Source organism: Clostridium tetani (genome assembly GCF_900167265.1).
Taxonomy (GTDB): Bacteria; Bacillota; Clostridia; order Clostridiales; family Clostridiaceae; genus Clostridium_G; species Clostridium_G tetani.
This window is the reverse complement of sequence record NZ_FUWT01000002.1, coordinates 275,067-290,759: the sequence shown is the minus strand read 5'-3', so window position 1 is coordinate 290,759 and position 15,693 is coordinate 275,067. Positions and strand designations below refer to the sequence as shown.

Sequence of the window (15,693 nt, the reverse complement as noted above, 5' to 3'; positions counted from 1 at the left end):
ATTTTATTTAAAACAATCCCATGTTAACACAGTACCTGATTTTAATTCTTTCTTTATTTTCAATCCAATAATTTTCTCTTTATCATAAGGTTTAATTCCATATCCAGGCCTTAAAGCTACTAAATCTTCTTTCTTTATAACTTCACCTTTCATAATATCTCTATTAACTACTAAAGATCTAATAGAGTTTTTTCTTCCCTGTTCTTCACATTTTAATACTCGTTTCCTTGGATGCCCCATTGCTGCCTCCAAATTTCTAACCTCTCTTACTAAACTCTTCATGTCTTCAGGATCCATACTAAACCAATGATCTGGTCCATCCGTATTTTTATCCAATGTAAAATGTTTTTCTATAACTCTTGCCCCTAATGCAACAGCCCCTAAATCTGCAGTAATCCCCATAGAATGATCAGAAAAACCTATAACAAATTCCGGATAAATACTCTTTAATCCCTCAATAACCTTCAAATTCATTTCATTAATAGGTGATGGATACTGTGAAACACAATGCATTATAACGATTTTTTCACACCCAGATTCAATTAATGTTTCTATAGCTAAATCAGCTTCACCTAATGTACATTTTCCCAATGATAACATAACAGGCTTTTTAGTTTTACCAATTTCCTTTAATATATCTAAATAATCTACATCTGATGCTGCAACTTTAAAACATGGAACTTCTAATTCATTTAAGAATTCTACTCCTTTTATACTAAAAGGAGTAGAAAAAGCCATTAACCCTAATTTATTAGCATATTCAAATACTTCTTTATGAGCTTCTCTTGGTAATGCAATTCTATCAAACATTTTACCAATAGTTTCAGTTTTTTGTTTACCACAAGGTCCCCAAGTTAAAATTCTATCTGTATCTGATACTAATTCTTTAGCTGTATATGTTTGAAACTTAACAGCATCTACTCCACATTCTGCTGCAACTTCTATCATTCTTTTAGCTAAATTTACATCTCCATTGTGATTAGCTCCAATTTCTGCTACAATATATGCAGGGTAATTCTCTCCTATTTTTCTACCATTAATATCAAGACTAATACTCATAAAATTAACTCCTCCAAAAATTTATTCTCCTAGCTTAACCAATTCTTTTTTTAACTCCTCTACTCCTAACCACTCACTATTAGTTCCCGAATCATATTCAAATCCCTCTTTTATTAATTTTCCACCAGGTGTAAAATATTTTCCTGAATTCCACCAATCAAAATGAGGATATACTATATAATGTTTTGGATATTCATAGGTATATCTTGAATCATCCTTTGTAATCATTACTTCATGAAGTTTTTCTCCTTCTCTTATACCTACTTCTTTAAGTTTACAATCTGATAACATCACCTTTGCCAAATCAGTTATTTTAAATGAAGGTATTTTAGAAATATAAGTTTCTCCTCCCCTAGATTCTTCTAAAGCTTTAAATACTAATTCCACACCTTGTTCTAGTGTAATCCAAAATCTAGTCATTCTAAAATCAGTTATAGGAAGTTCCTTACATCCATTTTCTATTAATGATTTAAAAAATGGAATTACAGAGCCTCTGCTTCCTGCTACATTACCATATCTAACTACTGAGAATATAGTTCCATCAAATCCTGAATAGGCATTAGCAGCAATAAAAAGTTTATCAGATACTAATTTTGTTCCTCCATATAAATTTATTGGATTAACTGCCTTATCTGTAGAAAGTGCCACAACTTTTTTAATTCCTCTATCCAATGCTGCATCTATTATGTTTTGTGCTCCATGAATATTAGTTTTAATAGCTTCAAAGGGATTGTATTCACAAGCTGGAACTTGTTTCATAGCTGCAGCATGCACAATATAATCCACTCCATTAAAAGCTCTATATAATCTATCTTTATCCCTTACATCCCCTATAAAAAATCTAAGCTTGTCTATTTTTTCTGGATATTTTAATGCAAATTCCTTTTTCATTAAATCCTGCTTAAATTCATCTCTTGAATATATTATTATTTTTTTCACATCATATTTTTCTAAAATCTTTTCAGTAAATCTTTTACCAAAGGAACCTGTACCACCTGTAATTAATATCGATTTATTATTTAACATAAAATCACCTACTCATTAAATATTCTGTTGTAATTCATCTAAGGTTTCATATATTTCGTATTTAAATAAATCTCCTACTAATATATAATCTTCATTTTCTATAGCTTCTACTACTTCGTTTAATATATCATTTAACTTATCCATATTTAAGTCTTTTTTATGTACATCTTTAGTTAAAACTAAAATTTGAGACAACCATTCTATCCCCTCTGCAAAATCTGGTATTAAGCTTAATGCAATGTTTTCTTTACCTTCAGATATATAGTTATATATATTATCAATGCCTTCTTTTAAATTATCTATATAGTTTTTTGCTGTTTCTAAAGCTTCTAATTTTTGCTCCATTATACTTCTTCCTCCTTTAGCCTTTTTATTCCATCTTCTAATATAGGTATAAATTGTTTTATTTTATCCTTTATGCCTTTATATAATGTTCTACTTTTTCCTGATATCTTTATTCCCATTTCTCTCTCATCATCTTTAGACATTAACATGTATTCGGGATTACATAATACATTTTCTATAACCTCAAATAGTAGTGAATTTACTAATTCTATCCTGTCTCTATTGTCTTTTATGTAAGAATCTATTTTATCTAATTTCTTATTTATATTATTTGTATTAATATTTTTTCCATGTTTATAGGATAAATAAATATCATTAGAATATCCTAAGGCGATTTCTGATTTCTTGTATATTTCCTTTAATATTTTTTTACTTTCTTCTAGATATTTTATTATTTTTTCTTTTTCTATAATAGGGGGATGATTTAATATACTTTTTATTTTTTCTTTTTTTATTTTTTCTTTTCCATATTCATCTATGGTTTTGCTCAAAGGTTGAACTATAGTCCCCTCCATATTAGCTCCACCTTCGGTACTATTTATAAAGGTTATATTATTATAATGTTTTATTATATCTTCCATATTAGTTTTATAAAGATTTAGCTTTTGATCTGTCTTTACCAGATCACCAAAAACACCCTTAACTTCTATAAAGTCTATTTTATTCTCTACTTTATTATTTTCCTTAAAAGCAGAGGAATCTGTGTGAAATTTTTCTCCTGTGTAAGCAAAATCCTGTCCTATAAAAGTAATAGGATTACATCCTATATAGGAAGCAAATGATGCACAGTTATGTGCTACAGATCCTCCTGATAGTAAATTTTCTATATCATATTCTAATATAGAGGAAATCAAGGAATCTCCCGAAAATAATATCTTAGATCCTTTATGTAAATTCATAGCTTTGTAACTAGTGTTTTCATAAAATATTAATGGAATTTTATAATCTAAATAATTCTCTATAAATTTACAATTTATATCTCCCGGATCTATCATACATATGAAATCTGGAATTATGTCATTCTTGATTAATGTGCTTAGACTTCTAGCACCTGTTATTATTATAAAATTATTCTGAATTTCTTTTAATTTATATACATTTTTCTCCAGTGATGGGCCTGCGGAAACTACTATGGCAGGTTTATTTTTAAATTCATTTTCAAAGTAATTTATAGGGGTAGCTTCTACTATATGTTTTAAATTGTTTATAAACGCCTTGGCAAAAGTTTCTGAAAAACTTTTAGTTGTAGCGTTATTCGTTAATGAATTTTCAACAACCTTTTTTAAAGCATTATAAGTTTCTACTAGTTCTTTTTTGTAAATATTATTATAATTAAAAGATATTTTAAATTTAATATTGTTTTTTACAGTTATACTATTTATGCTATTGGCAAAGAAAACTTCCATTTCTCCTTTTTGATATAAGTATAAAGATATTCTATCATCCTTAAGTAATTCTTCTGCATATTCTATTTCTAAAAATTTATCCAATACATTTTTATCAGACTCTATTATTAAAACTTTATTATTTTCTTCTAATTTATTTAAAAGCTCTTTTATGTGTTCTCCAGAAGCTAGCCCAAAAACCACTATTATACTTATAGGACTTATATTCTCTAAATCTTCTAAAAATTTATCTACATCTCTTTGTACATTATATTTACTTCCTAAATATACTTTTTTTCCTTCTTTATTTATTCTTATTATATTTTTATTATCTTTACTTTTTTCTAAAGAGTATTCATTATCTATTTCATTAAAGTTACTTAAATCTTCTAAGGTTTTTTTTGTAAAAGTATCCATACTTCACCTCTAATTATTTTTCCTTTTCCTATTATATATCGTTATTCTACAAAATAACTTTAATATATATTTTCTTCACCAAAAAAAGACAGAGAGTTTACTCTGTCTTTTAAAAAGGAAACTCCTACACACCTTTTGGGTGGTAGGAGTAAATTCCACTATCTAAATCGAAGATTTAGAGTGTCACTTATCTTAATAATTGTAGTATTCCTTGTGGTGCTTGGTTAGCTTGAGCAAGCATAGCTTGAGCAGCTTGTTGTAATATGTTATTCTTGCTAAAGTTCATCATTTCTTTAGCCATATCTACGTCTCTTACTCTTGATTCAGCTGCTTGTAAGTTTTCTGAAGCATTGTTTACGTTAGCTATAGTATGTTCTAATCTGTTTTGGTTAGCTCCAAGTTTAGCTCTTTCTTTTGAAACTTCGTTTAATGCTGTATCTATAGTTTTAAGTTGTGAACTTATTGATGCTGCTCCCTTAGCTCCACCTATATTTATAGAAGCTAACTTTAATCCACTTGTTGTCATGTCTCCAATTGTTAATGTTATTGTTTGTCCAGCATTTGCTCCTATTTGGAATGTAAGTGCTGATTTACTTAAACTTCCATTTAATAAAGTTTTAGTGTTGAATTGAGTTTGTGAAGCTATTCTGTTTATTTCGCTTTGTAATTCTTTTATTTCAAGTTGTAAGTTATCTTTATCAACTGTTACGTTTGTATCGTTAGCTGCTTGTACAGTTAATTCTTTCATTCTGTGAAGAATTGCGTGAGTTTCGTTTAAAGCACCTTCAGCTGTTTGGATTAAAGATATACCATCTTGAGCATTTCTTGAAGCTTGGTTAAGTCCTCTTATTTGTCCTCTCATTTTTTCAGAAATTGCTAATCCTGCTGCATCATCTCCAGCTCTGTTTATTCTTAAACCTGAGCTTAATTTTTCAGTAGCCTTTCCAGCATTTCCAATGTTGATTCCCATTTGTCTGTGTGCATTCATTGCGTTTAAATTGTGATTAATAATCATTTATGTATTCCTCCTTGATATTGTAGTGAACTTCCTTGTTCACCTTTTTTATTTATTTTTAAAAGTCAAAATGACTCTTAAATCAAATTTTATAGTATCTTCTAAAGATACCCTTTTCAGTATAACATACTATTCTAAGTTTTACAATATATATTATTAAATAATAATTATATTTGTTTAATAATATGTATTGCTTTATCTTATTATAATTATCGTAGAACTTTTAGGTTACTTTACACTTTTTTATTTCTTTTTTACTTTATTTTTATTTCTTGATTCCTATTATAATATTCGACATAAAAAATAATTACTTTACATATATTTAAAAATAATTTAAAGGGGCTATCTCAAAATAAAATCTTAAGATAGCCCCTTTTGGGGAGTTTCAAGGGCAAACCATTGAAACATGTGGGATCAATTTAAAGTATTTTTATATTTTTTAGTATGTATACATTATATAACATATTTTTATAAATTTCAACACATTTTTCCACTTTTCTACTTAAATTTTTCTGCTAAATATTACACTTTTATTTTGTGTATTATAACCATTATTAGTGTTTCTTCTTAGATTTATTTCATCTAATTCTTTTCTTATCTTTTGTCTTTCTTTTTCTATAGTATATTCTAATTCTTTATTTAAATCCCTTAGTTGAAACTCTCCATCTAAGGCACGAAATTCTTCTATGGTATACTCTATTTCTTCTATTCTTCCTATGGTTTTTCTTCGTTTATCTAAAAGCTTATCCCCTAACTCATATTCTTCCTTCTTAAATGCATCTATGGTGTCTAGAGTTATATCCCTGAATTCTTCTAAATAAGTTTTTAAATCCATATAATCTCTCCTCTAAACTTTACATTCCTCCACCAAATTGTTGTGCTAGCCATCCTGCTTGAGCATTATATTTAGTCATTGCTTTTTCCATCATTGCAAATTGCTTATATAGTCTTTCTTCTTTTTCTCTTAGTTTCTTGTCTAATTCTTTTATTAAATTATCTTTTCTATAAATTTGGTCAGGTAAATTATTTGATGAAACAACACCTGTTACACTATGATCTTCTTGTTTATTTGCGTATTTAGTTAATATTGAGCTATTTAATGTATTTCCTGGTAATCCTACATAATCTTTTAAAATGTTATCAATTCTAGTCATTATTCCTGAATTGTTATATACTCTTTTTTCAACTTCTATAAGTTCTTTGCGTTGGTCAGCTGTAATTTTTTTAGATTTACTTAGGTTCTGTAATTTTCTTAAGTTATCCAAATCATTTTTGTCTGCTTTTTTAGTAAATAACTCCATTATATCTTCTGGTCTTTCTAAAAGAGCTTTTTTAAACTTTTCTTCTCCACCTTCTACAAATCTGATTTGACCTGCTGTTTTAGCATATTTAGTTGTATCTAAACCTATGTGTCTTCCAAAGGATTCACTACTTCCTTCAACTTCAGCAAAAAAAGTGCTTCTTAATTCCCTTAACATTTTTTCAAGGTTAGGATCGTTTCTTAATATACCTTCCTTGGCTTTCTCCTCCCATTTTTTTATTTCGTCTTCTTTCATTTCCTTTCTTTGTGCTTCTGTTAATGGTTTATATTTATAAGCTTTCTTTTCTGTAAGTTTACCATTTATTTTTTCTACTACATTATTGTATTTTTTCATAAAATCTTTAAATCTATCAACGGTTTTATCTACATCCTTTGTAATTTCAAGATTAACCTCTTGTTTTTCAGAAATGCTTTTTAAATTAAAGGAAATACCATCTAAGATGAAATTATTTTTTGCATTATTTACAGTTCCTGTGCCTCCATCTGGGGTAATTACTTGTATCTCAGCATCTTCTCCTTTTGCTGAAAAATCAGTTCCAAAAATGCTACCACCAGTTATGGACATTATTTGCTCTTTCCCAGTTTCCTTAGTTTCAATAACCATTCTCTTAGATATTTCACTAAAAGATACATTTACATATTTTGAAAGCTTTTCTTTTCCATCGGCTGTTGTAGCATTTTTTATGGAACTTACTAAATCTCCTACAGTTGAGTCCTCACCTTTATCAAGCTTAACTTTAAAATCTTTACCATCTACAGTTATAGTAAAATCTTTAGTTTCTATACCTAAATCTTTTAATTTATTGCTATTGGTAACATCAGTTCCTAATTGTTTATATGCCTGAGCACCTTTAGCTAATTTATTTACTTTTACTTTATAAATTCCCTCTATAGCTCCTTGTCCAGCTGATGCTGTTATTATACCTTCATTAGAACTTTTTGATGCGAAATCGTAAAAAGCCTTTCCTGAATTTAAGCTATCTTTTTTTGTTATATCAAAATAAGTATTTTGAAGTTCTTTTATATCCTTTATTATGTCTCTATATATTTCTTGTTTCCATTCAACTTGTTGTTTTTCTTGTTTAGCTTTGTCTACTTTTGCCTGTTGACCTGCCAACATTTTTTTTATAATATCATCAGTATCTATTCCTGATGCAAGTCCACCAAATCTAAGTCCGCCATTTCCACCTAATCCACTAATCATGGTTTATCACTCCTTATTTTTATCATCTTGCATTTTTAGCAATCTTATAAGCTTCATGCCAAGTGTCTCTTATGTCTTCTATTAGAGGTATAATTTCATTCATTACTTTTACATCTTTTTTTATGTTTGCTTCTAGTAGTTTTTGAACTATAAAATCGTAAATTCTCATTAAATTTTCTGCCCATTGTCCGCCCTGTTCTACATCTAAAGTTGCCATAAGTTCGTAGAAAATATTTTGAGTTTTTATTATATTTTCATGTGCTTTTACTATGTCTTTTTCTTCTATTCCTTGTTTTGCTATTTTCGAGAATTTAACTGCTCCATCTAATACCATTAATAAAAGCTGTTCTTTAGAAGCATAGTTTACACTATTTGTTTTATAAGTATTATAAGCGTTATTTGCATACATTTTTTTACTTACACCTACCTTTTAATGTCTAGAAATCTTCCCCTTGAAGTTTCCTTTTCTGAATCCTTATCTATAAAAGCTTCCACTGTTACCTCTTCTACTTTTTCTGCCTCTACAGAAAGCCTTTTAGCATCTTTTTTAGAATGCTTTTTTAAACTTTGTTGAAATTTTTCTTTATTTTCTTTCTTTGAATCTTTATTTATAATTATTTCTTTTTTTCTGTGTATAAGCCCTTCTTTTGTGGAATCTTGAACCTGTTGTCTTAGTTCTGTATCTATTTTGTTCAATTTAAATTCCATAATATCACCTCTATGATTCTAGGCTCTTTTATCTACAAATACACCCGCTAGTTCACAAAGCTTGTCCACCATATCTATAAGCTTTCTTGGGGGAATTTCCTTTACAATTTCTTTTGTTTTATTGTCCAATATTTTAATAGTTATACTTTTGGATTTTCCATATACCTCATATTCAACATAGGTAGATTTGTCTTCAAATAATTTGTTTAATTTATCCGCAGCTTTTTTTGCTTCATCTAATGTATAATTTTTATCTTTAATTAAAAACTCTCTATTATCTCCTATTAAAATATTTTCCCCTAATGGGGGAGATTGCATTATTGTCATATCAAAAAAACTTTCTGTATTGTAATTAAGAGTAGCTGTGTGTCCTCCTTGACTCACTAAATTAACTTCCATGCTGTACACCTCTCTTATTTTGTTAAATTATTTTAATTTATTTAAAATGGTAAAGTCTACACTAGCCGCCTTCTTGTTTTCTTCTTGCACTTCTTTTACAAGTTCTTTTCTAAGTATAGTTACATCCTTTGGAGCACTAATTGCAAGTTTTACAGTTCCATCATCTATTTTTACCACTGTTACTTCTATGTCATCACCTATTATTATGGATTCGCCTTTTTTTCTTCCAACTACTAGCATTTATTTTCCTCCTGAAAGATTGGGTATTTTATTTTATATTCTTCATTTTTTAATATTATTTGTTCCCCAATTCTCTCTTTTATATTTATAATTATAGGTGCTCTTAAATTAGTAGTTATTTCTTTATAGTCTGAATTTATAGTAACAGTATTTAATACCCATACTTCTTCTTCAGATTTTATTTTTAAATTTTTTATTTGTTCTTCTGTTAACTTCACTTCATAGTCACTACATATAGTAAAAGGTGATAGTACAGGTATACCGATATTCTCTTCTTCTAGTGATTGAAGTACACTAAATATATTGTTTTCCTCTATGGAATATACTATAAATTTTTTTAAATGTTCGAATCCTGGTAATCCTCTTTTAAAATTTATTATGTCCTTTTCTTCATAATCTATAGTTCCATGATGTTTTGTATTTAATTTCATAACCACACCGCCTTCAGTTAATGAATAATGTATAATGAACAATGAATAATTACGGCTAACTTTTCTTCATTAACATTACGAAAAGTTTTTAATTTTATAAGATCTTTATGTTTAGCTAATTCTAAACTTTTTTAAGTTAACTAAATCTAAGATATCTTCAATGTTCAGTTTTACTGAACGAGTTTTCCATTGTATAACTATCTTTAACAAATCTAATAAAACGTAAGATTTTCTGTAACGTAGTAGAAGAAAATCCTCCTTAATTATTAATTGTTCATTGGTTAAAGTTGTTCATTATTCATTATTAGTTATTCATTGAAATTATCTCACGTAGTCCATAAGAGTTGGTTGAAGAACCCTTGCACTAGTTTGTAGTGCAGACATATAAACTGATATAGCTACTGCGAATTCCATGCTTTTTTCAGCAAGGTCAATATCCTCTGTTTTAGATAATATTTCCTTTAAATTAAAGTTTTCTTCTTTATTCTTTTCTAAAGCACTTTCCATTCTGTTTCCTTTTGCTCCTACTTGAGATCTTAATTTTAAAGTATTATCCATAACTGCATCTAAAGCTTCTAAATCCCCTTTGGTTATTTCTTTTATTTTATCATCATCTGGTGATTCTAAATGTTCTACTATCTTTTCTAGTATATCTCTTAAGTCTCTATCATTTCCTTTTGCATCTTTAAATTGCATAGCCTCTGTTGCAGTTATATTGTATTCTATTCTAACCCCTTGAGAGATTTCTGTTACTAGTTTTTCTTTCATAATTTTTTCGGCAGCACCAAGTTCACTACCATCTCTTTCAGCATAAACTAATTTATTATCCTTTACATTTACGGGCTTGGAAGTTCCCCTAGTTCCACCAAAGATATATCTTCCGTCAAAGCTTGCATTTAAGGTTTGAGACATTTGTCCCACTATTTCTTTAACTTCATCATTTATCTTTTTTCTTTCATCTGATCCATAAGCTGCATTTCCAGCAGATACTAAAAGTTCTCTTACTCTTTGGGATTGTTCTCCTAATTGTCCTAGGGCTGTATCTGTTTGTTCTAACCAACTAAGGGTATCCTTTATGTTTTCATTGTATTGTTGATTTGCACTTATTTCTGAATGTAATTGCATTGCTCTTGCAACCTTTATTGGGTCATCAGAGGGCCTTCTTATTTCCTTTCCTGATGTAAGTTGTTGTTGTATAGTTTGCAAATTATTTAAATTTGTAGTCATGTCTGTTAAGAAATTATTTGCAAGCATTTTATTGGTTATTCTCATTTATATTTCCTCCTATCTTTTTAATCCATTTATAACTACATCTAGTAGTTCATCTACAGTGGATATGATTTTAGCATTTGCTTGGTAAGCATGTTGAAACTGTATTAAATTTGTGGTTTCCTCATCAATGGATACTCCTGATGCCTGTTCTCTTGATTGTTGAAAATTTGAAAGAACTATAAATTGATTTTTAACCATTCTTTTAGCTTCTTGACTTTGAACTCCAAGTTTATCTACCACATCCTTAAAGTAACCTCCATAAGTCATACCATTGGTATTTGCCGTTATAGTATTAATACCTGCTTCATCTGGTCCCCATCCACTACCTAGCTTAACTAAAGCTTCTCTTCTGTCTTTTTCTGTCAAATCTAAATTTTGTATTGCCATAAGTTTATCCATTAAATTTGCAATGGCAAGGGCTCTAGTTCCATCTGTTTCTCCTGGTTTATCTCCTTTACCTACTTTTATATTCATAACATTTTCTAATATTTCTTTTTTAATAGTTATATTGCCTGCTGTTATTTCATGTTCAGGTCCACCGTCTTTATTTACAAAGAATAAATCTTTATCTGAATACCCCTCACTTTGACTATGTACAGCATTCACTGTATAAGCTAAGGATCTTGCTAATTTATCTAATTGTTCTATTTGAACATCTATGTCATCTTGAACGGTCATATATCCATTTAAATTACCTGTGTTAGGATTAAATATTTTTAAATCATCAAATTGAGGAGATTTTTTAACATTGCCATCTTTATCTAAAGTATCACCTTTTTTATCTGTCCACAGTGTTCTGGATCTATCTAATTCTTTGTATTGAGTTTCATTTAAATTTATTTCAAAAGTAACTTTATTTTTATCATCTGTTATATCCGCATTTTTATAATAAGTTATTTTATATTTTCCTGCTTCCCCTGGTTTATGTTTCCCATCAGGTTCAATACTACTTATATAGGCAAGTCTTACTGATTCATCAGGATTTACTGCTTGTATAAGGTTTTTATCTTTTGGTGGTTCTGATCCTTTTTGTCCATTTGTATTAATATCTATGGCATTTAAACCTTTTTTATCTATATTAATGCCAAACTTAGAACTAAGCTTATCTATTAAAAGGTCTCTTTTGTCTAATAAGTCATTTGGTCTTTGACCTGCTGTTGTTATTTGAATTATTTCTTCGTTTAGTCTTTCCATTTGATCTAAAATTGAATTTACATCGTTTAAATCTTGTCTTATGCAGTTTTTAGTATTATCTTTTAATTTATTTAATTGCTTGTGTAAATGATTTAATTCATCTGTTAATGCCTTTGATTGTTCTGCCACTACGGTTCTAGCATTAGAACTGTGGGGTTGTTTTGAAAGTTCTTGCCACCCTTTGTAAAATTTCCCCAAAAGAGTGGATATACCTGTTTCACTAGGCTCACTAAATATATTTTCTATTTCATTTAAAAATTTATTTCTTTCAACATATGTGCCTTGCACTCCTAGCTCTATTCTAACTTGATAGTCTAAAAATGCATCTCTTACTCTGTTTATATCTGCTACATTAACTCCTCTACCTAATTGTCCTGCTCCTACTGCATTGTTCATAGAAGGAGTACAAAAAGGTCTCTCTGTTTGTAATTCTGCCCTTTGTCTTGAATATCCTTCTGTATTTGCATTTGCCATATTATGAGATGTTACATCAATAGCTTTTTGATTTGCAAAAATTCCGCTTTTACCCACATGTAGGGTTCCAAATAAACCTGACATAGTTTTTAACCTCCAAATTTTATTTTGTCTTTCTACTTCATTTTTCCATGGACACTATAAGTTTTAGCTTCCCTATTTGGATTTATTATCTGAAGCATTTTATTTGCATATACTATTCCTTGTTTTAATAATGTTTCATTAGTATCTTTTTGTAGATTTAATTCTTCTAGTAACTTTCTAGCTTTTCTGTAGTTAGTTTCCAATTCTTCATCCCTATATTCTCTTATTATTTCCGTCATGGGACGACCTTTTGTAATTTTTCTTCTATCCATTTCATATCTTGCTATGTTTTTACTATTTTCTTCTATTTCATCTACTATACTTTCCATTTTAAAAATATTATTTTTCACAATGTACTCATGTTGTTTATCTAATACTTTTAGTAGTTCTTCAAAGGCCTTTATCTCTCCTAAAATTATATTGTTTAGTTCCTGGGTCAAGTTTTCACCTCCAAAAGATTAGAATCTGCCTTTCATAGCATCAATTAGACCCTTAGCTATATATTTTGAATGTATATTGTAAGTACCCTTAGATATTTCTTCTCTTATAGTCTCTATTCTTTTTTCTCGGTCTATTTTATCATCTTCTATGGAATACTTACTTAGACTTTTCCCTAAAGAAGATATTTCTATAGAGTCCTTTTTTTTGTCATTATTGACCTTTCTATTATCAAGGGTGTTTTTGTTTCTGTCATAGCTATTTATTGCACTATTAGAACCTATTCCACCTATTTTCATATTCATTACACTCCTTGTTCTTTAAACATTTTATACTTAACTCTATTATCGACATGTATTATAAAAAATTGATAATTAAAATAAAAAAACTTATATTGGCTAATGTTGTTCATTAAAAAAAGTAACGGCTTCCCGTTACTTTTTTTATTTCCCTCCTAGGGATTTTATTTTTTCTACATTGTTTACTATATCAGTTATTCTTACACCAAAATTTTCATCTATAACTACAACTTCTCCAAAAGCTACAGGCTTTCCGTTTACTAGTATTTCTACAGGTTCTTCTGCTAATTTATCAAGTTCTATTAAAGAGCCTGTACCTAAATTTAATATTTCCTTTATATTAAGCTTTGTTCTTCCTAATACTACTGATATATCTAGTGGTACATCCATTATTAAATCTATATTTCTAGGTAATTCTTCACCTTTAGAAGTCTGCTGTAATGGTTGAAATATAGCTTCTTGCACCTCTATTGGTTTTTCTTGTACTCTTGGTGTTTCCCTATGATAAGTTGGACTTTCATTTGTATATGTTGCCTGTTCCCTTTGCATTTCTACTTGTGTCTTTGACAACTCCTCACCCCCAGTAATATCTAAGTCATGCTGTGTTTCTTCAACTTGAGGTATTTCTGGCATGACTTCTTCTCCTATTTCCTCTTGAATATCTTCGCCCATCATAATCGCCACTATTTTCTTAGCCATTTCCATTGGTAACAATTGCATTATTTGACTATCCACTAGAGTTCCTATATTAAGTTTAAAAGATACCTTAATTATAGTCTCATTTTCATCAATATTTTCTGATAGAGGTGAAGTTAAATCATCCCATATTTTTGATATAGGAGGTGATATATTTACTTCTCTCCCAAGCATAGTAGCCATAGAAGTAGCTGAAGAGCCTATCATTTGATTCATAGCTTCTGAAACAGCACTTACTTCTATTTCGGAAAGAGAGGTTACATCCTTAACTATCCCATCTCCTCCCATCATCAAATTAGCAACTACTGCAGCCTCTGTTATTTTCATGACTAATAAGTTTTCACCTAATATTCCACTTGTATACTTTACTTCTAAGGCAATATTGGGAACCTCAAAAGTGTTTTTTAACTTATTTAAAGTAGTTGCAGAAACTACAGGAGTGGTAATGTTAACCTGTTGCTTTATTATATTGGAAAGAGCTGTTGAAGCAGACCCCATGGATATATTTCCTATCTCTCCTAGAAGATCTTTTTCTAAATCTGATAAGGTCTCTTCTTCCACATGACCTGCATCTTCCATCACTTCATCTACATTTTCTTTATCTTCTTCAATAAATTCACTATCATCTGAGTTTTCACCATTTAATAGTGAATTTATTTCATCTTGTGAAAGAAAACCATCATTCATAATTTTCCACATCCTTATCTAATATATCTAATATTTGAATTCCCATATTTTTGTCTACTACTCCTGGCTTGCCATAAGCATATAATTGATTTTCTACATTTATACTGATTGGCTTATCTATTTGATTATCTAGTATTAAAACATCTCCTAAGGATAGTCTTAAAAATTCTTCTACTGTTATTTTAGCACCTCCAAGTACTGCTACAAGTTCCGTTTCTACTATATTTATTCTATCTCTTAATTGTTTGTTTGATTCTTCTCTTACCGCCTCGTTATTTTCTTGGAACCAATACTGTATAACTAATTTATCTAGTATTTTTTCTATACTTAAATATGGTATACAAATATTTATGAAAGTACTACTCTTTCCCATATCTACAGAGAAAGTAATTAATGCTACAGGTTCATTTGGTGCTAAAGTTTGATTTAGAGCTGGGTTTGTTTCTATGCTTTCTATTTCTGGGTATAACTCTAATATATCTTCCCAAGCAAGCTTTATTCCCTCTATTAGTCCTTCATTTACCTGTTTTATTATATTTTTATCTATATCGGTAAATTCTCTAAGCTTATACTCACGTCCCTCGGCATTTCCTCCTAAAAGTACATCCATAACTTCAAAAACAAATTTTGGATTTGTTTCAAATAAAACTGTTCCATTTAAAGGAGGTGCTTTAAATACAGTTAATACCGTTGGGTTAGGTATGGAATGTATAAATTCCTCATAGGTTATTTGTTGTACTGATTCTATTTTAGCTTTTATATTTTTCCTCATATGTGCTGTTAAATAATTTGACATTATTCTAGCATAATTATCATGAATTAATTCCAATGTTCTTATGTGATCCTTTGAAAACTTTTGAGGACTTCTAAAATCATATATTTTAACTTTTTGTTTTTCCTCTTCTTTTGGAATTTCATCTGGTGATAATTCTCCTGAAGAAAAAGCTGCCAATAGGGCATCTATTTCACCCTGAGATAGAACTTCTCCCATATATTTCC

The 15,693-nt window shown here is 29.2% G+C and carries 18 protein-coding genes; all 18 read right to left on the bottom strand.

Annotation, left to right across the window (positions count from 1 at the left end):
* Positions 1 to 3: 3 nt before the first annotated feature.
* The 18 genes from B5D21_RS01360 to fliM all read right to left on the bottom strand — a co-directional run bounded on the left by B5D21_RS01360 (position 4) and on the right by fliM (position 15,685).
* The gene (locus tag B5D21_RS01360; RefSeq protein WP_011099906.1) at positions 4 to 1,059 is read right to left on the bottom strand and encodes an N-acetylneuraminate synthase family protein; all 1,056 of its coding nucleotides are present in this window, start codon (positions 1,057 to 1,059) and stop codon (positions 4 to 6) included.
* Between the two features lie 21 nt (positions 1,060 to 1,080).
* On the bottom strand, positions 1,081 to 2,085 hold the full coding sequence (gene pseB, locus B5D21_RS01355; protein WP_011099907.1) for a UDP-N-acetylglucosamine 4,6-dehydratase (inverting): 1,005 nt from the start codon (positions 2,083 to 2,085) through the stop codon (positions 1,081 to 1,083).
* A 15-nt stretch (positions 2,086 to 2,100) separates the two neighbouring features.
* Complete coding sequence (locus B5D21_RS01350) at positions 2,101 to 2,430, bottom strand: DUF8042 domain-containing protein (RefSeq protein WP_011099908.1); 330 nt, start codon at positions 2,428 to 2,430, stop codon at positions 2,101 to 2,103.
* Positions 2,430 to 4,232 carry a motility associated factor glycosyltransferase family protein gene (locus B5D21_RS01345; protein ID WP_011099909.1) on the bottom strand — a complete coding sequence of 601 codons (1,803 nt, stop codon included), beginning with the start codon at positions 4,230 to 4,232 and terminating at the stop codon, positions 2,430 to 2,432. Before B5D21_RS01345 ends, B5D21_RS01350 begins: the two co-directional genes overlap by 1 nt.
* 187 nt (positions 4,233 to 4,419) lie before the next feature.
* Positions 4,420 to 5,247 carry a flagellin N-terminal helical domain-containing protein gene (locus tag B5D21_RS01340; RefSeq protein WP_011099910.1) on the bottom strand — a complete coding sequence of 276 codons (828 nt, stop codon included), beginning with the start codon at positions 5,245 to 5,247 and terminating at the stop codon, positions 4,420 to 4,422.
* Between the two features lie 502 nt (positions 5,248 to 5,749).
* Positions 5,750 to 6,082 carry a flagellar protein FliT gene (gene fliT, locus B5D21_RS01335; RefSeq protein WP_011099911.1) on the bottom strand — a complete coding sequence of 111 codons (333 nt, stop codon included), beginning with the start codon at positions 6,080 to 6,082 and terminating at the stop codon, positions 5,750 to 5,752.
* 19 nt (positions 6,083 to 6,101) lie between these two features.
* On the bottom strand, positions 6,102 to 7,772 hold the full coding sequence (fliD, locus tag B5D21_RS01330; protein ID WP_011099912.1) for a flagellar filament capping protein FliD: 1,671 nt from the start codon (positions 7,770 to 7,772) through the stop codon (positions 6,102 to 6,104).
* Positions 7,773 to 7,794: 22 nt separating this feature from the next.
* On the bottom strand, positions 7,795 to 8,181 hold the full coding sequence (fliS, locus tag B5D21_RS01325) for a flagellar export chaperone FliS (RefSeq protein WP_011099913.1): 387 nt from the start codon (positions 8,179 to 8,181) through the stop codon (positions 7,795 to 7,797).
* 14 nt (positions 8,182 to 8,195) lie between these two features.
* Positions 8,196 to 8,480 carry a hypothetical protein gene (locus B5D21_RS01320; RefSeq protein WP_035125065.1) on the bottom strand — a complete coding sequence of 95 codons (285 nt, stop codon included), beginning with the start codon at positions 8,478 to 8,480 and terminating at the stop codon, positions 8,196 to 8,198.
* 18 nt (positions 8,481 to 8,498) lie between these two features.
* Complete coding sequence (locus B5D21_RS01315; RefSeq protein WP_035125063.1) at positions 8,499 to 8,879, bottom strand: flagellar protein FlaG; 381 nt, start codon at positions 8,877 to 8,879, stop codon at positions 8,499 to 8,501.
* A 27-nt stretch (positions 8,880 to 8,906) separates the two neighbouring features.
* Positions 8,907 to 9,119: a carbon storage regulator CsrA gene (csrA, locus tag B5D21_RS01310; protein WP_035125060.1), complete on the bottom strand. Its 213-nt coding sequence runs from the start codon at positions 9,117 to 9,119 to the stop codon at positions 8,907 to 8,909.
* Positions 9,113 to 9,550 carry a flagellar assembly protein FliW gene (gene fliW / locus B5D21_RS01305; RefSeq protein WP_035109452.1) on the bottom strand — a complete coding sequence of 146 codons (438 nt, stop codon included), beginning with the start codon at positions 9,548 to 9,550 and terminating at the stop codon, positions 9,113 to 9,115. Before fliW ends, csrA begins: the two co-directional genes overlap by 7 nt.
* A gap of 321 nt (positions 9,551 to 9,871) precedes the next feature.
* On the bottom strand, positions 9,872 to 10,822 hold the full coding sequence (gene flgL / locus B5D21_RS01300; RefSeq protein WP_011099916.1) for a flagellar hook-associated protein FlgL: 951 nt from the start codon (positions 10,820 to 10,822) through the stop codon (positions 9,872 to 9,874).
* 12 nt (positions 10,823 to 10,834) lie between these two features.
* Positions 10,835 to 12,574 carry a flagellar hook-associated protein FlgK gene (gene flgK / locus B5D21_RS01295; RefSeq protein WP_011099917.1) on the bottom strand — a complete coding sequence of 580 codons (1,740 nt, stop codon included), beginning with the start codon at positions 12,572 to 12,574 and terminating at the stop codon, positions 10,835 to 10,837.
* Positions 12,575 to 12,606: 32 nt separating this feature from the next.
* The gene (locus tag B5D21_RS01290) at positions 12,607 to 13,014 is read right to left on the bottom strand and encodes a flagellar protein FlgN (protein WP_011099918.1); all 408 of its coding nucleotides are present in this window, start codon (positions 13,012 to 13,014) and stop codon (positions 12,607 to 12,609) included.
* Between the two features lie 18 nt (positions 13,015 to 13,032).
* Entirely contained in the window at positions 13,033 to 13,311 is a 279-nt protein-coding gene (gene flgM / locus B5D21_RS01285) for a flagellar biosynthesis anti-sigma factor FlgM (protein ID WP_035125058.1), read from the bottom strand.
* A 144-nt stretch (positions 13,312 to 13,455) separates the two neighbouring features.
* Positions 13,456 to 14,694, bottom strand: coding sequence for a flagellar motor switch phosphatase FliY (fliY, locus tag B5D21_RS01280; RefSeq protein ID WP_035127634.1), 1,239 nt, complete (start codon positions 14,692 to 14,694; stop codon positions 13,456 to 13,458).
* The gene (gene fliM / locus B5D21_RS01275) at positions 14,687 to 15,685 is read right to left on the bottom strand and encodes a flagellar motor switch protein FliM (RefSeq protein WP_011099920.1); all 999 of its coding nucleotides are present in this window, start codon (positions 15,683 to 15,685) and stop codon (positions 14,687 to 14,689) included. The genes fliY and fliM overlap by 8 nt, the downstream gene beginning before the upstream one ends.
* Positions 15,686 to 15,693: the final 8 nt, after the last annotated feature.